General features: G+C 55.7%; 18 protein-coding genes and 2 pseudogenes. 11 read left to right on the forward strand and 9 right to left on the reverse strand.

The annotated features are described in order from the left end of the window. Positions 1-184 precede the first annotated feature (184 nt). Positions 185-1,009 carry a protein bax gene (locus tag AC4ICF_RS00800; RefSeq protein ID WP_045630274.1) on the forward strand — a complete coding sequence of 275 codons (825 nt, stop codon included), beginning with the start codon at positions 185-187 and terminating at the stop codon, positions 1,007-1,009. A 39-nt stretch (positions 1,010-1,048) separates the two neighbouring features. Here AC4ICF_RS00800 and xylR read toward each other — a convergent pair whose 3' ends face one another. The 4 genes from xylR to xylF all read right to left on the reverse strand — a co-directional run bounded on the left by xylR (position 1,049) and on the right by xylF (position 6,026). Then, on the reverse strand, positions 1,049-2,227 hold the full coding sequence (xylR, locus tag AC4ICF_RS00805) for a D-xylose utilization transcriptional activator XylR (RefSeq protein WP_021242460.1): 1,179 nt from the start codon (positions 2,225-2,227) through the stop codon (positions 1,049-1,051). 33 nt (positions 2,228-2,260) lie between these two features. After that, positions 2,261-3,442, reverse strand: a complete 1,182-nt coding sequence (gene xylH / locus AC4ICF_RS00810; protein WP_041911621.1) for a xylose ABC transporter permease XylH — start codon at positions 3,440-3,442, stop codon at positions 2,261-2,263. Further along, positions 3,420-4,961: a xylose ABC transporter ATP-binding protein gene (locus AC4ICF_RS00815; protein WP_316380434.1), complete on the reverse strand. Its 1,542-nt coding sequence runs from the start codon at positions 4,959-4,961 to the stop codon at positions 3,420-3,422. Before AC4ICF_RS00815 ends, xylH begins: the two co-directional genes overlap by 23 nt. Positions 4,962-5,033: 72 nt before the next feature. After that, on the reverse strand, positions 5,034-6,026 hold the full coding sequence (gene xylF / locus AC4ICF_RS00820) for a D-xylose ABC transporter substrate-binding protein (protein ID WP_008502746.1): 993 nt from the start codon (positions 6,024-6,026) through the stop codon (positions 5,034-5,036). A 371-nt stretch (positions 6,027-6,397) separates the two neighbouring features. Here xylF and xylA point away from each other — a divergent pair, with 371 nt between their 5' ends. From xylA to AC4ICF_RS00840, 4 genes are all read left to right on the forward strand, one after another. Continuing rightward, a complete protein-coding gene (xylA, locus tag AC4ICF_RS00825) occupies positions 6,398-7,720 on the forward strand; it encodes a xylose isomerase (protein ID WP_116343112.1) in 1,323 nt (440 codons plus the stop codon). 61 nt (positions 7,721-7,781) lie between these two features. Then, positions 7,782-9,236 (forward strand): xylulokinase, encoded by a 1,455-nt coding sequence (gene xylB, locus AC4ICF_RS00830; protein ID WP_316380435.1) that lies wholly within the window; start codon positions 7,782-7,784, stop codon positions 9,234-9,236. Positions 9,237-9,339: 103 nt separating this feature from the next. Beyond that, the gene (locus tag AC4ICF_RS00835; RefSeq protein ID WP_166709722.1) at positions 9,340-9,879 is read left to right on the forward strand and encodes an isochorismatase family protein; all 540 of its coding nucleotides are present in this window, start codon (positions 9,340-9,342) and stop codon (positions 9,877-9,879) included. After that, complete coding sequence (locus AC4ICF_RS00840) at positions 9,879-10,799, forward strand: GlxA family transcriptional regulator (RefSeq protein WP_233003611.1); 921 nt, start codon at positions 9,879-9,881, stop codon at positions 10,797-10,799. Before AC4ICF_RS00835 ends, AC4ICF_RS00840 begins: the two co-directional genes overlap by 1 nt. Here AC4ICF_RS00840 and AC4ICF_RS00845 read toward each other — a convergent pair. After that, positions 10,792-11,787 carry an acyltransferase gene (locus AC4ICF_RS00845; protein ID WP_316380438.1) on the reverse strand — a complete coding sequence of 332 codons (996 nt, stop codon included), beginning with the start codon at positions 11,785-11,787 and terminating at the stop codon, positions 10,792-10,794. The two genes, AC4ICF_RS00840 and AC4ICF_RS00845, sit on opposite strands and share 8 nt — an antisense overlap. Positions 11,788-11,969: 182 nt before the next feature. Between AC4ICF_RS00845 and AC4ICF_RS00850 the strand changes: the two genes are divergently transcribed. The 3 genes from AC4ICF_RS00850 to glyS all read left to right on the forward strand — a co-directional run bounded on the left by AC4ICF_RS00850 (position 11,970) and on the right by glyS (position 15,426). Then, entirely contained in the window at positions 11,970-12,275 is a 306-nt protein-coding gene (locus tag AC4ICF_RS00850) for a YsaB family lipoprotein (RefSeq protein WP_192984078.1), read from the forward strand. A 160-nt stretch (positions 12,276-12,435) separates the two neighbouring features. Continuing rightward, a complete protein-coding gene (glyQ, locus tag AC4ICF_RS00855) occupies positions 12,436-13,347 on the forward strand; it encodes a glycine--tRNA ligase subunit alpha (protein WP_003860141.1) in 912 nt (303 codons plus the stop codon). A 9-nt stretch (positions 13,348-13,356) separates the two neighbouring features. Next, a complete protein-coding gene (glyS, locus tag AC4ICF_RS00860) occupies positions 13,357-15,426 on the forward strand; it encodes a glycine--tRNA ligase subunit beta (RefSeq protein ID WP_316380439.1) in 2,070 nt (689 codons plus the stop codon). Positions 15,427-15,519: 93 nt separating this feature from the next. Here glyS and AC4ICF_RS00865 read toward each other — a convergent pair. Further along, positions 15,520-15,969 (reverse strand): annotated as a pseudogene (locus tag AC4ICF_RS00865) (hypothetical protein). Next, a pseudogene (locus AC4ICF_RS00870) lies at positions 15,936-16,040 on the reverse strand (hypothetical protein); the annotation flags it as partial. The pseudogenes AC4ICF_RS00870 and AC4ICF_RS00865, both read right to left, overlap by 34 nt. Positions 16,041-16,880: 840 nt before the next feature. On the opposite strand from AC4ICF_RS00870, the gene AC4ICF_RS00875 reads away from it, so the two are divergent. Further along, positions 16,881-18,500 (forward strand): ABC-F family ATP-binding cassette domain-containing protein, encoded by a 1,620-nt coding sequence (locus AC4ICF_RS00875; protein ID WP_316380441.1) that lies wholly within the window; start codon positions 16,881-16,883, stop codon positions 18,498-18,500. Positions 18,501-18,538: 38 nt separating this feature from the next. Here AC4ICF_RS00875 and AC4ICF_RS00880 read toward each other — a convergent pair whose 3' ends face one another. Continuing rightward, positions 18,539-18,826 carry an HTH-type transcriptional regulator gene (locus tag AC4ICF_RS00880; protein WP_116343066.1) on the reverse strand — a complete coding sequence of 96 codons (288 nt, stop codon included), beginning with the start codon at positions 18,824-18,826 and terminating at the stop codon, positions 18,539-18,541. A 331-nt stretch (positions 18,827-19,157) separates the two neighbouring features. Here AC4ICF_RS00880 and AC4ICF_RS00885 point away from each other — a divergent pair, with 331 nt between their 5' ends. Further along, a complete protein-coding gene (locus tag AC4ICF_RS00885; RefSeq protein ID WP_045260020.1) occupies positions 19,158-19,868 on the forward strand; it encodes a DUF3053 domain-containing protein in 711 nt (236 codons plus the stop codon). Between the two features lie 247 nt (positions 19,869-20,115). After that, on the forward strand, positions 20,116-20,328 hold the full coding sequence (gene cspE, locus AC4ICF_RS00890; protein ID WP_003860775.1) for a transcription antiterminator/RNA stability regulator CspE: 213 nt from the start codon (positions 20,116-20,118) through the stop codon (positions 20,326-20,328). Between the two features lie 58 nt (positions 20,329-20,386). On the opposite strand, the gene ghrB is transcribed toward cspE, so the two are convergent. After that, positions 20,387-21,361, reverse strand: coding sequence for a glyoxylate/hydroxypyruvate reductase GhrB (ghrB, locus tag AC4ICF_RS00895; protein WP_116343068.1), 975 nt, complete (start codon positions 21,359-21,361; stop codon positions 20,387-20,389). Positions 21,362-21,363 lie beyond the last annotated feature (2 nt).

Genomic DNA, 21,363 nt, shown 5'->3' on the forward strand with positions numbered 1-21,363 from the left:
CGATATCGCACACATTTTTTCAGGAATGATGTTTTTGTGAGCAATTTTCAGGTGACATAGTTTCGGAATTGGACTATTTCTATACGTGCTCTTGAAGTCTATTTTTGATATGATTTGAGATTCCGCTCTCAAATTTGTGAAAAAAATAAGGTGTTGGGATGATTACATCCGACCAGGAGACCTAATGATATCGACTCCCATTCGACGATATGGGGCCGCGATACTCATGTTACTCACCACGACATTTTCGGGTGGGGTGCTTGCGAAGACGCACACGGATACAACGAGTAAGAAAGCCCACGTAATAAAGACGACAAGTAGTAAGGTTAGCAGTAAACAAGAGTATTCTCGCAATAGTGCAAAGAGTAGTTCACTTCCTGATTTGCGAAAATACCCTTCCGGAACACCAAGAAAAAAAGCGTTTCTCCGGACGGTAATGCCTTACATAACAAGTCAAAATGCCGCGATTACGGCGGATCGTAACTGGCTGATTTCAAAACAGTACGATAGCCGCTGGTCGCCGTCTGAACGCGCGCGTCTGAAAGACATCACGAAGCGCTACAAGCTGAGCTGGAACGGTAACACGCGTCGCGTACCGTGGAATGCTCTCCTTGAGCGTGTGGACATTATCCCAGGCAGCATGGTTGCGACCATGGCGGCAGCCGAAAGCGGCTGGGGGACGTCTAAGCTGGCGCGTAATAACAATAACCTGTTCGGCATGAAGTGTGCGAAAGGTCGTTGTAATAATGCGCCCGGTAAGGTGAAGGGCTATTCTCAGTTCGAATCAGTAAAAGATTCCGTGAATGCTTACGCGGTGAATCTTAATACGCACCCGGCCTACTCATCGTTCCGTAAATCACGCGCTCAGTTGCGTAAAGCGGATCAGGAAGTGACGGCCAGTGCGATGATTCACAAGCTGAAAGGTTATTCGACGAAGGGAAATAGCTATAACAACTATCTGTTCGCTATGTACCAGGATAACCAGCGCTTAATCGCCGCCCATATGTAATGTCAAAAAACGCCTTCCACCTGGAAGGCGTTTTCTTTTCTATATCAGCACCTCGCTGTGGCGATCCCGATACTCTTTTGGGGTGGTGTCATACTCTTTGCGAAACACCGAATAGAAATACTGCAGCGACGGGTATCCGCACATCTGCGAGATTTCGTTGATCGACAGTGACGTGGAGATGAGCAGGCTGCGGGCCTTCTCCAGCTTCTCCGCATGGATGACGGCATGAATAGTCTCGCCCACCTCTTCTTTGAAGCGCTTCTCCAGATTCGAGCGGGAAATGCCCACCGAATCCAGCACCTGATCGACCTTAATCCCTTTGCAGGCGTGGTTGCGAATATAGTGCATGGCCTGAATGACGGCCGGGTCGCTTAGGGAGCGATAATCGGTTGAGCGACGTTCCACAACGCGGACAGGCGGCACCAGCAGGCGCTGAAGCGGCAGAGACTCTTTATCGAGCAGGCGGTGCAGCAGCTTCGCCGCCTGATAGCCCATCTGACGCGTGCCCTGTGCAACGGAGGAGAGCGCTACGCGGGACAGGTAGCGGGTCAGTTCTTCGTTATCAATGCCAATCACGCACAGTTTTTCGGGCACCGGGATATGCAAATGCTCGCAGACCTGCAGCACGTGTCGGGCGCGGGCGTCCGTCACGGCAATAATACCGGTTTGCGGCGGCAGCGTTTGCAGCCAGTCCGCCAGGCGGTTTTGCGCGTGCTGCCAGTTCTCTGGTGCGGTTTCCAGCCCCTGATAGACCACGCCGCGATACTTCTCCTGCGCGACCAGCTGGCAAAACGCATGTTCGCGCTCAACGGCCCAGCGCTTGCCGCTGGTGGCGGGTAAACCATAAAACGCGAAGCGATGGACGCCCTTCTCTTTTAAATGGAGAAAGGCCGCCTCGACCAGGGCATGGTTATCGGTGGCGATATAGTGGACCGGGGGATAGTGTTCAGGTGAATGGTAGGAGCCGCCGACGCCCACTATCGGGACGTCGACGTCGGTCAGCAGCTGCTCGATGACGGGGTCGTCATAGTCTGCGATGACGCCGTCCCCCAGCCAGTCTTTAATGTTCTCCAGACGGGTGCGGAAGTCTTCCTCAATAAAGATATCCCACTCGGATTGCGACGCCTGCAAATATTCACCGACACCTTCCACCACCTGACGGTCGTAGGCTTTGTTGGCATTGAATAACAACGTAATGCGGTGACGCTTTTCAAACATGGCTCACTTCCCAATTAAGTCACTATACGGTTATCAGGCCCGTCGCTTGGTGGCAGAATCCATCCAGACTGCCAGTAAAAGAATGGCCCCCTTGACGATATACTGCCAAAACGTCGGGACGTCCATCATACTCATCCCGTTATCCAACGACGCCATGATAAATGCCCCCATGACCGCGCCCGCCACGCTCCCGATACCGCCTGCGAGGCTGGTGCCACCGATGACGCAGGCGGCGATAGCATCCAGCTCGGCGATGTTGCCGGCGGAGGGAGAGCCGGCCCCCAGACGCGAGCTGAGGATCAACCCGGCAATAGCGACCATGAGGCCGTTAATGGCGAAAACCGCCAGCTTGGTACGTTCGACGTTAATACCCGAGAGGCGGGCAGCTTCAAGGTTGCCGCCGATGGCATAAATACGGCGGCCAAACGCGGTGCGCGTCGCCATAAACATGCCGCCCAGCAGCAAAAGCGCCAGCAGCAGCACCGGCGTCGGAACGCCGCGATAGTCGTTAAGAAGCCAGATGGCACCCAGCACAATGACCGCCGTCAACGCCTGACGTCCCACCACCGACGTTGACGCTGGCGATGCAAGCCCCAGCGCCTGACGGCGCATGCGTCCACGCCACTGCCACGCGACAAACGCCAGCAGCCCCACCACGCCGATCGTAAAGCCGATGCTATCAGAGAGGTAACTCTGACCAATCTGCGACATGGCTGCGCTGGTCGGGGAGACGGTGGTACCGTTGGTAATACCGATCAAGATCCCGCGAAAGGCCAGCATCCCCGCAAGGGTGACAATGAACGACGGCACCTTACGGTAAGCAACCCACCAGCCGTTCCAGGCGCCTAAAACCAGCCCCAGCACCAGCGTCACCGCCACTGTCAGCGGCAGCGGCCAGCCAAGCCAGACGTCAAAAATCGCCGCCACGCCGCCGAGAAGACCCATCATTGACCCGACAGACAGGTCGATTTCCGCAGAGATGATCACGAACACCATGCCCACGGCCAGGATGCCTGTGATGGCGGTCTGGCGGAGCAGGTTGGAGACGTTTCGCGCGCTCAAGTACGAGCCATCCGTCATCCAGGTAAAGAACAGCATGATGACGATAATCGCCGCGATCATCACGAAAACCTGCAGGTTCAGCGCTTTTAGCCCAGCGAACGCGCCGGGCGTCGGAACAGCGACTTTGATATCAGACGGATTGCTTTTCGACATGACGTTCGCTCCTTAAAGCGGCTTCCATCACCTGCTCCTGCGTCAGGTTCTGGTTAATCAGGTTGGCTTTCAGTTTTCCCTCGTGCATGACCAACACGCGGTCGCTCAGGCCGAGCACTTCGGGTAACTCAGACGAAATGACGATGACGGCAATCCCTTGCTGTACAAGCTGATTAATCAGTTTGTAGATTTCGTATTTGGCACCGATATCGATCCCGCGCGTCGGTTCATCAAGGATTAATATGCGTGGATTGAGGAGCAGGCAGCGCGCCAGAATCGCCTTCTGCTGGTTACCCCCGCTCAGGCGGCCGATTGCCAGTTCCGGCGAAGAGGTTTTGACCTTCAGCCGGGCAAGCGACTGGAGGATGCACTGCTGCTCGGCAGCATCGTCCAGGCTGCTCAGCGCGCCGGAGAACCGATCGAGTGCCGCAAGCGTAATGTTTTTACCCACCGCCATGACCGGTACTATGCCGTCTTTTTTGCGGTCTTCCGGCACCATGGCAATGCCGCGGGCAATCGCCTGCTGGCAGTTGTCGATTTTCACCGGCTGGCCGTCGATATAAATTGTGCCCTCCCAGCGTCCTGGCCACACGCCAAACAGGCACTGCACGGCTTCGGTGCGCCCGGCACCGACGAGGCCCGCAATCCCAAGAATTTCGCCGCTGTGAAGGGAAAACGAAACATTATTTACCCGCTTGATGTGGCGGTTGACGGGGTGCCAAGCGGTGAGGTTTTCCACGCGCAGCACTTCATCGCCCGTTGTGTGGGGTTCATTCGGGTAGAGTGCCGTCAGCTCGCGGCCCACCATCATGGTGATGATGTCATCTTCGCTCATGCCTGCGGCTTCACGCGTGCCGATGTGTTGTCCGTCGCGGATCACGCAGATGGTGTCCGAAATGGCTTTGACCTCGTTCAGCTTATGCGAAATGTAGATACAGGCGATGCCGTGGTTTTGCAGATCGCGGATGATATTGAGCAGAACCGCGGTTTCCTGCTCGGTGAGCGAGGCCGTTGGCTCATCGAGGATCAGCAGCCTGACCTGTTTATTCAGCGCCTTCGCAATTTCGACCAGCTGCTGTTGCCCCAGACCCAGATCGCCCACGCGGGTATCCGGCGAAATGTGGAGGCTCACCTGCGCCAGCAGCTTTTCACAGCGGAGCGTCATGGTGTCGTAATCCAGCACGCCGTGGCGGGAAATCTCGGCTCCGAGGAAGATGTTCTCCAGCACGGTGAGATGCTTCACCAGCGCCAGCTCCTGGTGAATGATGGCGATGCCTTTACGTTCGGTGTCGCGAATGTGTGTCGCCTGGATGACTTCACCGGCAAAGACGATTTCGCCTTCGTAACTGCCGTGCGGGTAGATCCCGCACAGCACTTTCATCAACGTTGATTTGCCCGAACCGTTCTCGCCACACAGCGAAACCACTTCGCCGGGGTTCAACCGGAGACTGACGTTGTCGACGGCTTTCACCGCGCCGAAGCGCTTGGTGATGCTTTTCATTTCAAGTAAATAAGGCATAACTGCTCCACATAACCCGAGGGAAGAACAGTACAACGTGATGCGCCCCTGCAGGGCAGGGGCAGCGCAGGATTACAGTTCGCTCTTCTTGTGGAAACCGTCTTTAATCACGGTGGCGTCAATGTTCTCTTTATTGACTTCAATTGGCGTGAGCAGGCGAGCCGGAACGTCTTTCAGGCCGTTATTCAGCGTCGCGTCTGCTTTAGGTTGCTTACCGTTGCCCAGCTCAACGGCGATTTCTGCCGCCGTATTGGCAAGCTCGGTAATCGGTTTATAGACCGTCATGGTCTGGGTACCTGCGATAATGCGTTTTACGCCAGCCAGATCGGCATCCTGGCCAGAAATCGCAACTTTACCGGCCAGCCCCTGGGCGCTCAGGGCCTGAATAGCCCCACCTGCGGTGGCATCGTTGGAGGCCACAACAGCGTCAATTTTGTTGTTATTGGCCGTCAGCGCATTTTCCATAATCTTCAGGGCATTTTCTGGCAACCATCCGTCAGCCCACTGATCGCCAACCACCTTAATTTTGCCGTTGTCGATGTACGGCTTAAGGACTTTCATTTGCCCTTCGCGGAACAGTTTGGCGTTGTTATCCACCGGCGAACCGCCCATCAGGAAATAATTGCCCTGAGGCACTTTGTCGATCAGGCTTTGCGCCTGTAATTCGCCAACTTTTTCATTGTCGAAGGAAATATAATAATCAATATCCGCATTATTAATCATGCGGTCATAAGCGAGAACTTTTATCCCTTCCTGCTTCGCTTCTTTCACCACGTTACTTAATACCTGGCCGTTATAAGGGATAATGACCAGAACATCGACTCCCCGGTTGATCATATTCTCGATCTGCGACATTTGCGTTTCTTCATTGCCGTTAGCCGACTGTACAAACACATTCGCACCGAGTGATTCCGCTTTTTTCACAAAAATATCGCGATCTTTTTGCCAGCGCTCCAGACGCAGGTCGTCAATCGCCATGCCAATTTTGACCTCCTTGGCATGCCCTGCAAAGCTTGCAAGGAGGAGCGTAGTGCAGAGCGTTAGGGTCAGGTTCTTTATCTTCATAATTATTAGGCCTTTTTGTAGGGGTATGTGTTGCTGAGATAAAAGAAACATTCACTGCTGGGTCGCAGCAAATTTTTAACGCGGAAAGGCGGGCTGGCAATTACAGATTTTTATCTTCTCATTACGATATTTGGTTTATTTCTGAATTTATGACCGCGATCGGATTTTAAAATTCGTAACGCCTTAATTACATTTGATTCTGGAATGCGCGCCGAAAAATAGTTTGTCTGCGCATTATTTTGCGAGCCAGCGCACAGTTGTGCATTCTCTCAATAGCAGTGTGAAATAACGTAATTGAGCAACCCCAAATGTCTATTCACTATTACTCCTGTATCAACGACTCGCCGCATACCCTGATTATGGAGCTCAATATGCAAGCTTATTTCGACCAACTCGATCGCGTTCGTTACGAAGGCCCAAAAACGACCAATCCTTTAGCATTTCGTCACTACAACCCGGATGAGCTGGTGCTGGGTAAGCGCATGGAAGATCATCTGCGCTTTGCCGCCTGTTACTGGCATACCTTCTGCTGGAACGGCGCCGATATGTTCGGCGTCGGTTCCTTTGACCGTCCGTGGCAGCAGCCGGGTGAGGCCATCGAGCTGGCGAAACGCAAAGCCGATGTGGCGTTTGAGTTCTTCCACAAGCTGAATGTGCCGTACTACTGCTTCCATGATGTTGACGTGTCGCCGGAAGGGGCGTCGCTGAAAGAGTACCTGAACAATTTTGCGCAGATGGTGGATGTGCTGGCGGCAAAACAGCAGCAAAGCGGCGTGAAGCTGCTCTGGGGCACGGCAAACTGCTTCACTAACCCACGCTACGGCGCGGGTGCGGCAACCAACCCGGATCCGGAAGTGTTTAGCTGGGCGGCCACGCAGGTGGTGACGGCAATGAACGCCACGCATCAGTTGGGCGGCGAAAACTATGTCCTGTGGGGCGGTCGTGAAGGCTATGAAACCCTGCTCAACACCGACCTGCGCCAGGAGCGCGAGCAGATTGGCCGCTTTATGCAGATGGTTGTCGACCATAAGCACAAAATCGGCTTCCGCGGCACGCTGCTGATCGAGCCGAAGCCGCAGGAACCGACGAAGCACCAGTATGACTACGACGTGGCGACGGTGTATGGCTTCCTGAAACAGTTCGGTCTGGAAAAAGAGATTAAAGTGAACATTGAGGCCAACCACGCCACGCTGGCGGGCCACTCTTTCCATCACGAAATCGCGTCTGCGATTGCGCTGGGCATCTTCGGCTCTGTCGATGCGAACCGTGGCGATCCACAGCTGGGCTGGGACACCGACCAGTTCCCGAACAGCGTGGAAGAGAATGCGCTGGTGATGTACGAAATCATCAAAGCGGGCGGCTTCACCACCGGCGGCCTGAACTTTGACGCCAAGGTGCGTCGCCAGAGCACCGACAAATACGATCTGTTCTACGGCCATATTGGCGCGATGGACACAATGGCGCTGGCGCTGAAAGTGGCGGCACGTATGATTGAAGACGGTGAGCTGGATAAACGCGTGGCGAAGCGCTACAGCGGCTGGAACAGTGAGCTGGGCCAGCAAATTTTGAAAGGTCAGTTATCGCTTGCGGAAATCGCGAAGTACGCTGAACAACATCAGCTGGCGCCGCAGCACCAGAGCGGGCACCAGGAGCTGCTGGAAAATCTGGTTAATCACTACCTGTTCGATAAATAACAGCATCCAGGCCCGGTAAGCGGAAGCGCCACCGGGCATTTCTGTCAAAGGAGTCACCGCAATGTATATCGGGATCGATCTGGGCACATCGGGTGTGAAAGCCATCCTGTTAAGCGAGCAGGGCGAGGTGTTAGCAACGCAGACTGAAAAGCTGCAGGTTTCACGCCCGCACCCACTGTGGTCGGAGCAGGACCCGGAACAGTGGTGGCAGGCCACGGATCGCGCAATTACCGCGTTAGGCGAGCAGCATTCTCTGCGTGACGTGAAAGCGCTGGGAATGGCCGGGCAAATGCACGGTGCAACCTTATTGGATAGCGAGCATCGCGTGCTGCGTCCTGCGATTCTTTGGAACGACGGCCGCTGCGCAGAAGAGTGCGCGCTTCTTGAGGAGCGCGTACCTGCCTCCCGCGAGATTACCGGCAACCTGATGATGCCGGGCTTCACCGCACCAAAACTCTTGTGGGTTCAGCGCCACGAGCCGGAGGTTTTCCGTCAGGTGGCGAAAGTTCTGCTGCCAAAAGACTATCTGCGTTTTCGCATGACGGGCGATTTCGCCAGCGACATGTCCGATGCCGCCGGCACGATGTGGCTCGACGTGGCGAAACGCGACTGGAGCGAGGCGATGCTGGATGCCTGTAATCTGACCCGCGAACACATGCCCGCGCTGTTCGAAGGTAGCGAGGTGACGGGCACGCTGCTGCCGGACGTTGCCGAACGCTGGAACATGCCTGCCGTACCGGTGGTGGCCGGAGGCGGCGATAACGCGGCGGGGGCTGTCGGTGTCGGGATGGTTGAGGCGGGGCAGGCGATGCTTTCGCTGGGAACCTCCGGCGTCTATTTTGCCGTTAGCGACGGGTATCGCAGCAACCCTGAAAGCGCAGTGCACAGCTTCTGCCACGCCCTGCCTGGAAAATGGCATTTGATGTCGGTGATGCTCAGTGCGGCGTCCTGCCTGGACTGGGCCGCAAAACTCACCGGCATGGCCGACGTTCCGGCGCTCATCTCCGCGGCGCAGCAGGCGGATGACGCGGCGGGTACGGTCTGGTTTTTACCGTATCTTTCCGGCGAGCGTACGCCGCACAACAACCCGGAAGCGAAAGGGGTGTTCTTTGGCTTAACCCATCAACATGGCCCGGCAGAGCTGGCGCGTGCGGTTCTGGAAGGTGTGGGGTATGCACTGGCGGACGGGATGGACGTGGTGCACGACTGCGGCCTGAAGCCGACGAGCGTCACCCTGATTGGCGGCGGAGCGCGAAGCCCTTACTGGCGACAGATGCTGGCGGATATCAGCGGGTTGCAGCTGGATTTCCGCACCGGAGGGGATGTCGGCCCCGCGCTGGGTGCTGCACGACTGGCGCAGATCGCCATGAACCCGGAAAAACCGCTTTCACAGCTGTTGCCGCAGCTTACGCTTGAGCAGGCGCATTTCCCGGACGCTGTACGCTATGCGCGGTACACGGAAAGGCGCGACGTATTCCGCAAAATCTATCAGCAGCTGCTGCCGCTTATGTCTTAAATACGCTTGTCCGGAAGAGGCACGAGGATGTCCTTTTTTGGTCTGTGCGTGCCTTCCATTCCTTGCCAGTATGGTGTTACACCCACTGGCAAGGAGATTTATCATGTCACGCATCGCATTAATCAACATTGATACTCAGCAGTCCTTCCATCAGCGCAATTACTGGCAGGAGGACGAAATTCCTGCCTTTCAGCAGGCGATGCTGGGGCTGATTGAAGGCTGCCAGGCGCGCAATATTCCGGTCGTTGATATTTTTCACGTTGATGAAGACGGTCCCTTTACCCTGGAAAGCGGCTATGTCAAACCGATGGCCTTTTTGCGTCATCAGCCGGATGTTGTTTTCCAGAAACACGTCCATAATGCCTTCACGGATACCGGGCTTGACCGCTGGCTGCGCGAGCGTGATATCAACAGTGTGATTATCTGCGGCATTCGCACTGAACAATGCTGTGAAACCACCGCCCGGGTGGCATCCGATCTGGGGTATGCTGTGACCTTTGTGAGCGAGGCAACGCTGACGTTTCCCATGACCTACAAGGGCATTACCCTTAGCGCAGCGGAAATTCACCACCGTACCGAAACGGTACTGTCCGGGCGTTTTGCCGAAATTAAAACGGTAGCGGAGACGCTGGAGTCACTGTAATGCCCATCGACGTCTGGTTCGTGATGTTGCCCGGAGTGCTGTCATTAGACATGACCGGCCCGGCAGAAACCTTTGTGCTGGCAGGCGACGCGTTTCGTCTGCATTACATTGGCCCGCAGCAGGAGGTTCCGACGTCGATAGGTCTGACGATGAGCGGCATCCAGCCGTTGCCGGAAAGCCTGTCTCCGGGCAGCTTGCTGGTCCTGCCGGGGGTGAGCGACTCCCGCTTTCAGTTCTCAACCCCGCAGGCGCAGCAGATTCAGCACTGGCTGATGCGCCGGCAGCCGCAGATCCAGCGCCAGGAAATCACCGTGATGTGCGTCTGTTCAGGAGCGTTGCTGGCGGCGAAATCGGGCCTGCTGAATAACCGGCAGTGCACAACCCACCATGACGTTATTAGCCGTTTACGCACCGCGGCCCCTACGGCGACGATTAAAGAAAACCGGATATTTGTGCAGGATGAAAATATCTGGACCAGCGCGGGGATCACCTCGGGCATCGATCTGGCGCTGCACACGATCAACCACCTGTGCGGCCCCGAAAAGGCGCTGGCCGTGGCGCGTGAGATGGTGGTCTGGTTCCGCCGTTCCGGTGACGACCCTCAGCTATCCCCGTGGCTACGCTACCGCAATCATCTTCACCCGGCGATCCATCGGGCGCAGGATGCGCTCACCGCCGAGCCGCAAAAAACGTGGAGCTTGCCTGATATCGCCGCGCTGGCGCACGTCAGCCCACGCCATCTCACCCGGCTTTTCCAGTCACATTTAGGGATTAGCGTTCGCGATTATCTGGAGCAGCTGCGTCTGGCGGTGGCGGAGCAGTGGCTGATGCAGGGACGCGGCGTGGAGCAGGCTTCACTGGCGGCAGGATTTTCCTCCCCGCGCCAGTACCATCGCGCCCGGCAGCGGAGCATTAACTGACGAAGCGGCGAGCATCTATTTTTTGCAGCAGCATCGACAGCAGCAGGCTTATCGCCAGCGTGGCGGCAAAAATCCAGACGATATCCAGCACCGGCCAGCTTTTTAGCTCAACGCCTCTCGTGCGCAGCGCGTGGATCACCAGCGCGTGAAAACCGTAAATCCCGAGAGAGTGGCGAGAGATAAGACTCAGCACGGGCAGGGGACGCGCGTTCAGGGTGTTTTTGACGAGCGTAAGCAGCGATACGGCACAGATAAAGACCATCGGCCCGCAATAGAGATACCAGGTATCGGCAAAATTGCCGCGCCACTGAAGCTCATGCAGCGTCCCGCGTGAAATCACCGCCACGCCGGCGATAAACAGCGCCCCGCATAGCCAGTTCAGACCGCGTTTTTGCGTGTCCATCATCCCGATGGCGCGCCCCAGCATGCCGTAAAGCACGTAGTAGAAGGTATCGCCGTTGATATAAAGGTTCACCGGCAACCATTCGAAACCGTCGATTTTCTGCGAGACCGTATTCGGGTTGGCGACGATGCCGATCACCACCATCAGGGCCAGGAGCATTTTCCCGCTGACGTTTTTCACCTGAATGAGCGGAGAGACCAGATAGATAACGATGATGGCGAAGAAGAACCACAGGTGGTAGAACACCGGTTTTTGAAGCAAATATTTGAGGGATAACCCGGCGTTAATAGAGGTGAACAAGGTGATATAAAGCAGGGCAACGGCGCTGTAGAACCCCAGGCAGGCCGCGATGCGGATGAAGTGCCTCGGCTGCGCGCTGCGTTCGCCAAAAAAGAGAAAGCCGGAAATCATAAAAAACAGCGGCACGCTGACGCGCGACGCGGAGTTGAGGATATTGGCAATATCCCAGTTAACGGGGCTGATGCTGTGGGCATTCGTGACGTACCAGGTCGTCGTGTGGATCATGACCACCATCAGACACGCTATTCCTCGCAGGTTATCAATCCAGTTAATTTTTGACGGCATCAGTTCCTCGTATTCCCTGTAAATTGAGTGTGACTACCATTGTCCAAAAGTCTTCGTTTGGAAAATTCTGAGTTTTATGTGCAGGCTTGCCGGGAGACCGCGAGATTCGCAGAATGGCAGACCTTAATCTATAAAAGTGTTGATACTAAAAATAACAGCCGCTGACCAGGACGGTAATAAAAATGATGATGAAGCGTGTGGTATCACTCTTTCTGCTATTTATGCTGGCAGGATGCAGTGCGCCACAGGAAGTACCCGTGCAAAAAGCGCAGCAGGGTAAAATAAGCCCGGAGCGTTCACTGAATATGGAAGCGCTCTGTAAAGACCAGGCCGCCCGGCGCTATAACTCGGACGTTCAGAAAATTAACGTCATCGGATTCGAGCGCTTTCAGGGCAGCTATGAGCTTAGAGGGTATACTGCGCGTAAAGAGGGCTTTGTCTGCTCGTTTGATGCGGACGGTCAGTTTTTACATCTCTCCATGCGCTAGCCTGCTCGCATAATCAACAGCCAGACGCCGTCAGCGTTCTGGCCGGAAGGCTTATTTCCCAATTTTCCCTAAACAACCCCGTTTCGTACTGTATATCTTGCAGCCAGCGGGTATACTGGTCCCTTCCATTTAAAACCACACGTATCCAGCACGAAATACTATGCAAAAGTTTGATACCAAGACCTTCCAGGGCCTGATCCTGACCTTACAGGATTACTGGGCTCGTCAGGGCTGTACCATTGTTCAACCTTTGGACATGGAAGTCGGCGCCGGCACTTCACACCCGATGACCAGCCTGCGCGCATTGGGGCCAGAGCCAATGGCGACCGCGTATGTGCAGCCTTCCCGTCGTCCGACCGATGGTCGTTACGGTGAAAACCCGAACCGTCTGCAGCATTACTATCAGTTCCAGGTGGTGATTAAGCCATCACCCGACAACATTCAGGAACTGTACCTCGGGTCGCTGAAAGAGCTGGGTATGGATCCAACCATCCACGACATCCGTTTCGTGGAAGACAACTGGGAAAACCCAACGCTGGGTGCCTGGGGTCTCGGTTGGGAAGTGTGGCTGAATGGCATGGAAGTGACCCAGTTCACTTATTTCCAGCAGGTTGGCGGGCTGGAATGTAAGCCAATCACCGGTGAAATCACCTACGGTCTGGAACGTCTGGCCATGTACATTCAGGGCGTAGACAGCGTTTACGACCTGGTCTGGAGCGACGGCCCGCTGGGTAAAACCACCTACGGCGACGTGTTCCATCAGAACGAAGTGGAGCAATCCACCTATAACTTCGAATACGCGGACGTGGACTTCCTGTTCACCTGCTTCGAGCAGTACGAGAAAGAAGCGCAGCAGTTGCTGGCGCTGGAGACTCCGCTGCCGCTGCCTGCCTACGAGCGTATTCTGAAGGCCGCCCACAGCTTCAACCTGCTGGACGCCCGCAAAGCGATCTCCGTGACTGAACGTCAGCGCTACATTCTGCGTATTCGTACCCTGACCAAAGCCGTTGCAGAAGCTTACTATGCGTCCCGTGAAGCCCTTGGCTTCCCGATGTGCAACCGAAACAAATAAGAGGCGGCCATGTCTGAGAAAACTTTCCTGGTGGAAATCGGCACCGAAGAGCTGCCACCAAAAGCCCTGCGCAGCCTGGCTGAATCTTTTGCTGCGAACGTGACTGCCGAGCTGGATAACGCTGGCCTGGCGCACGGTAAAATTGAGTGGTTTGCTGCACCGCGCCGTCTGGCGCTGAAAGTGGCAAATCTGGCGGCCTCTCAGCCGGATCGTGAAGTCGAAAAACGTGGCCCGGCGATTGCCCAGGCGTTCGACGCGGAAGGCAAGCCGAGCAAAGCGGCTGAGGGCTGGGCGCGCGGCTGCGGCATCACCGTTGATCAGGCCGAGCGTCTGACCACCGATAAAGGCGAGTGGCTGCTGTATCGTGCGCAGGTGAAAGGCGAAAGCGCGGAAGCGCTGCTGCCGAACATGATCGCAACCTCGCTGGCTAAGCTGCCGATTCCTAAGCTGATGCGCTGGGGCGCGTCTGACGTTCACTTCGTACGTCCGGTTCACACCGTGACCCTGCTGCTGGGCGATACCGTTATTCCAGCCACCATTCTGGGCGTGGCGTCCGATCGCGTGATCCGCGGCCACCGCTTTATGGGCGAGCCTGAGTTCACCATCGACAATGCCGACCAGTACCCGCAAATCCTGCTGGAGCGCGGTAAGGTCATTGCCGACTACGAACAGCGTAAAGCCAAAATTAAGGCGGACGCGGAAGAAGCGGCGCGCAAGATTGGCGGTAATGCCGACCTGAGCGACAGCCTGCTGGAAGAAGTCACCTCTCTGGTTGAATGGCCGGTTGTGTTGACCGCGAAGTTCGAAGAGAAATTCCTGGCCGTTCCGGCTGAAGCGCTGGTGTACACCATGAAGGGTGACCAGAAGTACTTCCCGGTCTATGCCAACGACGGCAAGCTGCTGCCAAACTTCATTTTCGTGGCGAACATCGAATCGAAAGATCCGAGCCAGATTATCTCCGGTAACGAAAAAGTGGTGCGCCCGCGTCTGGCGGATGCCGAGTTCTTCTTCAACACCGACCGTAAAAAGCGTCTGGAAGATAACCTGCCGCGCCTGCAGACCGTGCTGTTCCAGCAGCAGCTGGGTACGCTGCGCGACAAGACCGACCGTATCGCGGAGCTGTCCGGCTGGATTGCCCGTGAAATCGGTGCCGACGTTAACCACGCGACGCGTGCGGGCCTGCTCTCCAAGTGCGACCTGATGACCAACATGGTGTTCGAATTTACCGACACCCAGGGCGTGATGGGTATGCACTATGCGCGTCACGATGGCGAAGCGGAAGACGTGGCCGTGGCCCTGAACGAGCAGTATCAGCCGCGCTTTGCGGGTGACGATCTGCCGTCCAACCCGGTGGCCTGCGCCGTAGCGATTGCCGATAAGATGGACACCCTGGCGGGTATCTTCGGTATCGGCCAGCATCCGAAAGGCGACAAAGACCCGTTTGCGCTGCGTCGTGCTGCGCTGGGCGTGCTGCGTATCATCGTTGAGAAGAACCTAAACCTCGATCTGCAGACCCTGACCGAAGAAGCGGTGCGTCTGTACGGCGACAAGTTGACCAACGCGAACGTTGTGGATGACGTGATCGACTTTATGCTCGGCCGTTTCCGCGCCTGGTATCAGGACGAAGGTTACTCCGTTGACACCATTCAGGCGGTGCTGGCGCGTCGTCCGACCCGTCCGGCTGATTTCGATGCGCGTATGAAGGCGGTTTCCCACTTCCGTACCCTGGAAGCGGCATCTGCCCTGGCCGCGGCCAACAAGCGTGTATCCAACATTCTGGCGAAATCCGACGAGACGCTGAACGAGCGCGTGAACGCCGCAACCCTGAAAGAGCCGGAAGAGATCGCTCTGGCGATGCAGGTTGTGGTGCTGCGCGACAAGCTCGAGCCGTACTTCGCGGAAGGCCGCTACCAGGAAGCGCTGGTGGAGCTGGCCGAGCTGCGTGACGTTATCGACGCCTTCTTCGAGAAAGTGATGGTGAACGTAGAAGATAAAGAGCTGCGTATTAACCGTCTCTCTATGCTCGAGAAACTGCGCGAGCTGTTCCTGCGCGTAGCGGATATTTCGCTGCTGCAGTAATGTGCCCGCTGTTACACATGCTAAAAACCCGCTTCGGCGGGTTTTTTTATGGAGCTTTTGTAGGCCGGATAAGCGCAGCGTCATCCGGCAGGTTTAGCCGATCGCGATTGTGCCTTCGTCTGTCTGCAGCCAGCGCGGTGCCTTCAGCGTATCGGCAAAGTAGCTGACCAGTTCGCACAGCAAATCTTCCATCACGATTTAAGATTGTTGCGGCAGTGATCCGTTCATCAGCATCTGCGTAATCTCCTGACAGTAGCGCCCCAGCTGATCGCACTCGGGTTCGAAAGCTGGAACGCGTGACGGGAGTTCCTTCACGGTCAGGCTGGCTTTTAAAGCGTCCGGAACAGGATCCAGAAGCGTGGGTTGCAGAAGATTCAGACAGGCATAAAGTCTGCCGTAAAGCGCCATTTTTGGGGCGGGTTCTTCGCAATCTACCAGTGCGTCGGTAAAACGTTCGCAGTTATCCGCCAGTTCGGTGAAGTCGGTGGCATGGTTGAAGGGCAGGGTGATTAAAGAATGAACTTGGGTTGGGGTAGTAGCCATATTGGCAGCCTCCGATAAGTGATAAAGCTTCCACCATCGGAAATGCTAATTTCGCTGGTGGTGGACTGAACAGAGTTAGCATTACCGGCCTTATCGGATACCGGCGCATCTCTCGATGCCCCTGCTCAGCCCACCATTGAGATGTAGCAAAGCATGCTGCACATAATGTGCCGCCGATAAGATAAGCCAGGATGCTAAACCCGGCACCTGATTTTGCAGGTGCGAAGAGAACTTACTGCTCATCAAAACAGGCGGCAACAGATTTGAGCTATGCCACTGAGGATATTACCATTTCTGGAAAGAGACTCGCAAAATTACCGCAACGAAAAGCATACTGCGGGCAGAGGTCTTACAGCGACGCTATGGTCCGGCTGTAAATTGCTGAGGCGTTTGCCTTCCGGCCGGGGCGAGGCGCAGGGATGCGCCGAGAGGGCGGGCTTTACAGGGATGTTACCTCCGCCCGTCCCCGATAAGCCGGAAGGAATAAGCCGAAGGTACCGCGTAGCGGCGATTTACCGCCGGGAGCCCGGGTAGCCAGGGTGGTGGCGACTGAGCCACCCTGGCACGCTCACGGGTATTGTCGCTACAGAGTAGCAAGGAACATAAAGTGAGCGGAATGACCACCAGAGCCGTATGCTCCCCCTCACCCTAACCCTCTCCCCAAAGGGGCGAGGGGATTGTTCACTGCTCGCATTAATTTGTGGGGATCCCTCATCCCAAAGGGAGAGGGAGTATAAGCCGTCCAAAATTTAACCTTGAAATGGTCAACCCATTACCGCTATCCTTATCTCCATTAAATTTCTCGCTCTGGAGCGCCCCCCAAAAATGAACAAACACGACTGATGAATTTCGATCCTTGCTAAACGCCACCGCGTCGGCAGGGGATGTTTTGATTTCATTCAGGAGTGCTTATGGCTCATTTTGCGCAGTCCCCTTCTTTTATTTTGCATCAGGTCACCTGTCAGTTTCCGACGGGCGATACCCTTTTTGGTCCGCTGAATCTTTCTCTGGAATCCTCCCTGTGCGCGCTGGTGGGCCGCAACGGCAGCGGGAAAACGCGTCTGCTGCGTCTGCTGGCGGGGCTTGATGAGCCTGCAAGCGGGCATATCGAACGTACCGGAACACATGTTTATGTGGCTCAGCAGCAGGACATTTTGCCGCACACGACGCTGGCTGAACTGCTCGGGTTCGAGGCCATCTTCGCGGCGCGAGCGCGCATCGACAGCGGTGATTACCAGCCTGACGATCTGGAAACGCTTGATGGATTGTGGGATTTAGCTGAACGTCTGGGCGAGGCGTTTACCCGGGCAAAACTTCCGCCGTTTGATCCTGATAAGCCAGCCGGTGAGCTCAGCGGCGGCGAGCGCATTCGCGCGCTGCTGTGCGGTGCATTTACTGCTGAAGCGGATTATCTGCTGCTGGACGAACCCACAAACCATCTCGATCGACAAGGCAGGGCGTGGTTCTACGACCAGCTTGCCCGTTATCAGGGCGGTGTGCTGGTTGCCTCCCATGACCGCGAACTGCTGGCGAAGGTGCCGCGTATCCTTGAGCTGAGCAGCGGCGGCCTGCGCAGCTACGGCGGGAATTATGCGGATTATCAAACCCAGCGCGATGCCGAACAGCAGGCGGCCCGAGCGGCGCTGGAGCATGCTGCCACGGAGCGCAAACGCACCCGCGCACGCATGCAAAAAGAGCATGACGACAGCCAGCGGCGTTCAGCAAAAACATTGCGCACCGTCGATACCCTGAATATCGCGTCGTTTGAACGGGTCAAATACAAAGGCGCTGCGAAGGAGCGGATCGGCTCATGGAAAAAGCAGCATAGCGAGCAAAATGAAGCCCTGAACGCCGCGGTAAACAAGGCGCGTGAGCGGGTTGACGAAGATAACCCTGTGATGTTCACCCTGCCGGGGAGCCAGATCCCGGAAGGCAAACAGGTGCTGGTGCTGGAGGATCTGGTGCTGCCGCATGTGTCTTTACCACCACTCAACTGGCGGATGGATGGACCGATGCGCGTGGCGCTAAAAGGGCCGAACGGCTGCGGGAAATCGACGCTGTTGAAAACAATCCTCGGCGACATTCGCCCGCGTTCAGGAACCTGTAAGGTGTCGGTCAGCTGCGCTTATCTCGATCAGCATCTTTCCCGGCTCGATCTCTCGCAGTCGGTCATGACGCACCTCAACCTGGGCAATACGCCCCTGGAAGAGGGCATGTTACGAACCCGTTTAGCCCAGCTTCAGCTGGGGGCCGATAAAGTTTCGCTTCCGCTGGCGGAACTGAGCGGCGGCGAGCGTCTGAAGGCTGCGCTGGCCTGCGTGCTATGGCGCGCGGAGGCCACGCAGCTCCTGCTGCTGGATGAACCGACCAACCATCTGGATCTGGCCTCGGTTCAGGCCATTGAAGCGGCACTGGCGGGTTTCCCCGGCGCGCTGCTGGTGGTGTCACACGATGATGCGTTTTTAAAAGGGTTAACGTTGACGCATGAGATGGTGTGGGAGGAGACGGGCTGGCGTTTCGAGAGCCTTTAAACACAAGCCCCCGCAGAGGCGGGGGCATTCAATCTTCACTACGCTATCTGTTTGCTGAGTGCAGGGTTGGCCTGAATCAGGCGCATCAGCCTTAACTCGGTTGGGGTGGGTTTCTCTCGTTTTGACTCCCACTCCAGCACCATAGCCACGCTGACACCCATCGCTCTGGCGAATTCTTCCGTTTTCAGTCCTGTCCCTTTGCGCAATTGCTCATATTCTGTAAAGGGATTGGATTTTTGTTGCAGGGTAATGGTCTGCGGTACATCTTTAAAAACGATCTGTTCCAGACTGCTCAGCAGCTCAAACTCAGGATCTTTATATTCCATTGAGAACTCCTCTTAAATCTCACATCGTGATCAAGAACATCAGAGAGCCAATTAAGAATAGTCCCTAATACAAACCCAGGATCGTAACGGCTGTGATTAATCGTGCGGTAACGATCGCTTTATCCGATTCAGCTATACGGATAGTTATGCTAATTACCTGATTAACCATATGTCGGTTTCGCCAGGTATTTTTTTGTAAATAGTAAGAAATAAATCGGCAATAGCCGTTTTACATGAAAAGAGTATCTTGCAAGGCTGACCTGGACTATCCTTGTCAGCGTCGGGCACGCGTGTGCCGGTGTGCGCTTTTTTGGGTGAAAGGAGTAATAAAATGGCGACAGGAAAGTCCTGCTCTCGCTGGTTTGCGCCTATTGCGGCGTTGTTGATGGTTGTTAGCCTGAGTGGGTGTTTTGATAAAGAAGGCGATCAGCGCAAAGCGTTTATCGATTTTCTGCAGAATACAGTGATGCGCAGCGGCGAGCGGTTGCCGACGCTGACTGCGGATCAGAAAAAACAGTTTGGCCCCTTTGTGTCCGATTACGCCATTCTTTATGGGTATTCACAGCAGGTGAGCCAGGCGATGGACTCGGGTATCCGCCCGGTAGTGGATAGCGTGAACGCCATCCGTGTTCCCCAGGATTATATGACTCAGCGCGAGCCGCTGCGCCAGTCCAACGGCGCGCTCGGCGTGCTGAGCCAGCAGCTGCAGAATGCGAAAATGCAGGCTGACGCGTCACGTTCTGCGCTGAAGCAGGGCGAGGACCTCAAACCGGTCTTCGATAAAGTGTATGAGAAAGTGGTGACGAAACCGTCTGAAGCGATACAACCGCTGATCCCGGCCGCGCAAGTCTTCACTCAGCAGCTGGTTCAGGTCGGAGATTTTATCTCCCAGCAGGGTACGCAGGTGAGCTTTGTTGCCAACGGCATTCAGTTCCCGACCTCGCAGCAGGCAAGTCAGTACAATACGCTGATTGGGCCGCTGGCCGCCCAGCACCAGGCCTTTAGCCAGGCGTGGGGCGCAGCAGTTGCTGCCACAGAATAAACTGAAAAACCCCGCTTCAGGCGGGGTTTTTTTTCGGCATTCAGAAAATAACGCTTGTCATTCCTCTACCACATCGGTATAACTGTCTGCGTCGGTTTGTTACACAGACCTAAAGCAGTTTAGTAAAGCAGTCCAGATTGTTATCCATAGATACCCTTCGTAGTGACCCTTCCTTCATCGCTTAAAAATCTGTAACGCAATCCATCAAGCCGGAAGGCACAATATATTTGTTAATAAGGTAATTTCTATGTCTGCTAAAATGACTGGTCTGGTTAAATGGTTCAACGCTGATAAAGGTTTCGGCTTCATCACTCCTGACGATGGTTCTAAAGACGTGTTCGTACACTTCTCTGCTATCCAGAACGATGGCTACAAATCTCTGGACGAAGGTCAGAAAGTTTCCTTCACCATCGAAAGCGGCGCTAAAGGCCCAGCAGCTGGTAACGTTGTAAGCCTGTAAGCTTCCAACCCAGTAGCACAAAATTCAAAAACCCGCCTTCTGGCGGGTTTTTTCGTTTCTACTGTTGGATCTGAGGGTTAACGCAGTTCTTATCCACTTTTCCAGCAAGCGCGGCAATCAGGTTGTCTACTGCCGTCGCCGCCATATTGTAGCGCGTCTCATGGGTGGCTGAGCCGATGTGTGGCAGGGCAACGACGTTTGGCATGCTCAGCAGCGGGGAATCCACCGGAAGCGGCTCCTGCTCAAACACGTCCAGACCCGCGGCGTGGATCTCGCCGTTTTGCAGCGCCTCAATCAGCGCCTTCTCATCCACCACCGGGCCGCGACCCGCGTTGATGAAGATGGCGGATTTCTTCATTTTTTCAAACGCGGATTTGCCGATCAGATGGCGCGTTTCATCCGTCAGCGGCAGGATCAGGCAGACAAAGTCGGCTTCCTGCAGCAGCGTATCCAGCTGACAGTAACGCGCGTTAAAGCGTTCTTCAGCTTCGCTGTGATGGCGACGCGCGTTATACAGAATCGGCATGTTGAAGCCGAAATGCGCGCGCTGAGCCAGCGCCAGCCCGATACGCCCCATGCCCACGATGCCCAGCGTTTTGCCATGCACATCCACGCCGAACCAGTCCGGCCCAATGCTTTTTGTCCATTCGCCAGCTTTCACTCGCCCGGCCACTTCCACCACGCGACGGGCCGTGCTGAGTACCAGTGCCATCAGCGTGTCGGCCACGGTTTCCGTCAGGGCATGCGGCGTGTGCATCAGCAGGATTTTACGGGTGTTCAGGGCATCCACGTCGAAGTTATCATAACCTACTGAAACGGTAGAGGTAGCACGAAGCTTCGGCATTTTCTCCAGCAGGGCGATATCCACTTTTTCGCTTGAACCCAGCATGCCTTCGGCGCTCGCGAACGCGTCGGCGTGCTGCGCCACGGTCTCCGGGCTCAGGTTTTTCACCTGCGTAACGGTGAAGTGTTCTTCCAGGCGTTTCTGCAGATCTTCCGGCAGTGCTTTATACAAAATGACGGACGGCTTCATGC

This window comes from Enterobacter sp. ECC_219_Taxon_10, from assembly GCF_058354905.1.

What these genes read in the sequence shown, in the direction of transcription:
- AC4ICF_RS00800 (WP_045630274.1), top strand. Translation starts at nt 185, where the DNA reads ATGATATCGACTCCCATTCGACGATATGGGGCCGCGATACTCATGTTA.
- xylR (WP_021242460.1), bottom strand. Translation starts at nt 2,227, where the DNA reads ATGTTTGAAAAGCGTCACCGCATTACGTTGTTATTCAATGCCAACAAA.
- xylH (WP_041911621.1), bottom strand. Translation starts at nt 3,442, where the DNA reads ATGTCGAAAAGCAATCCGTCTGATATCAAAGTCGCTGTTCCGACGCCC.
- AC4ICF_RS00815 (WP_316380434.1), bottom strand. Translation starts at nt 4,961, where the DNA reads ATGCCTTATTTACTTGAAATGAAAAGCATCACCAAGCGCTTCGGCGCG.
- xylF (WP_008502746.1), bottom strand. Translation starts at nt 6,026, where the DNA reads ATGAAGATAAAGAACCTGACCCTAACGCTCTGCACTACGCTCCTCCTT.
- xylA (WP_116343112.1), top strand. Translation starts at nt 6,398, where the DNA reads ATGCAAGCTTATTTCGACCAACTCGATCGCGTTCGTTACGAAGGCCCA.
- xylB (WP_316380435.1), top strand. Translation starts at nt 7,782, where the DNA reads ATGTATATCGGGATCGATCTGGGCACATCGGGTGTGAAAGCCATCCTG.
- AC4ICF_RS00835 (WP_166709722.1), top strand. Translation starts at nt 9,340, where the DNA reads ATGTCACGCATCGCATTAATCAACATTGATACTCAGCAGTCCTTCCAT.
- AC4ICF_RS00840 (WP_233003611.1), top strand. Translation starts at nt 9,879, where the DNA reads ATGCCCATCGACGTCTGGTTCGTGATGTTGCCCGGAGTGCTGTCATTA.
- AC4ICF_RS00845 (WP_316380438.1), bottom strand. Translation starts at nt 11,787, where the DNA reads ATGCCGTCAAAAATTAACTGGATTGATAACCTGCGAGGAATAGCGTGT.
- AC4ICF_RS00850 (WP_192984078.1), top strand. Translation starts at nt 11,970, where the DNA reads ATGATGATGAAGCGTGTGGTATCACTCTTTCTGCTATTTATGCTGGCA.
- glyQ (WP_003860141.1), top strand. Translation starts at nt 12,436, where the DNA reads ATGCAAAAGTTTGATACCAAGACCTTCCAGGGCCTGATCCTGACCTTA.
- glyS (WP_316380439.1), top strand. Translation starts at nt 13,357, where the DNA reads ATGTCTGAGAAAACTTTCCTGGTGGAAATCGGCACCGAAGAGCTGCCA.
- AC4ICF_RS00875 (WP_316380441.1), top strand. Translation starts at nt 16,881, where the DNA reads ATGGCTCATTTTGCGCAGTCCCCTTCTTTTATTTTGCATCAGGTCACC.
- AC4ICF_RS00880 (WP_116343066.1), bottom strand. Translation starts at nt 18,826, where the DNA reads ATGGAATATAAAGATCCTGAGTTTGAGCTGCTGAGCAGTCTGGAACAG.
- AC4ICF_RS00885 (WP_045260020.1), top strand. Translation starts at nt 19,158, where the DNA reads ATGGCGACAGGAAAGTCCTGCTCTCGCTGGTTTGCGCCTATTGCGGCG.
- cspE (WP_003860775.1), top strand. Translation starts at nt 20,116, where the DNA reads ATGTCTGCTAAAATGACTGGTCTGGTTAAATGGTTCAACGCTGATAAA.
- ghrB (WP_116343068.1), bottom strand. Translation starts at nt 21,361, where the DNA reads ATGAAGCCGTCCGTCATTTTGTATAAAGCACTGCCGGAAGATCTGCAG.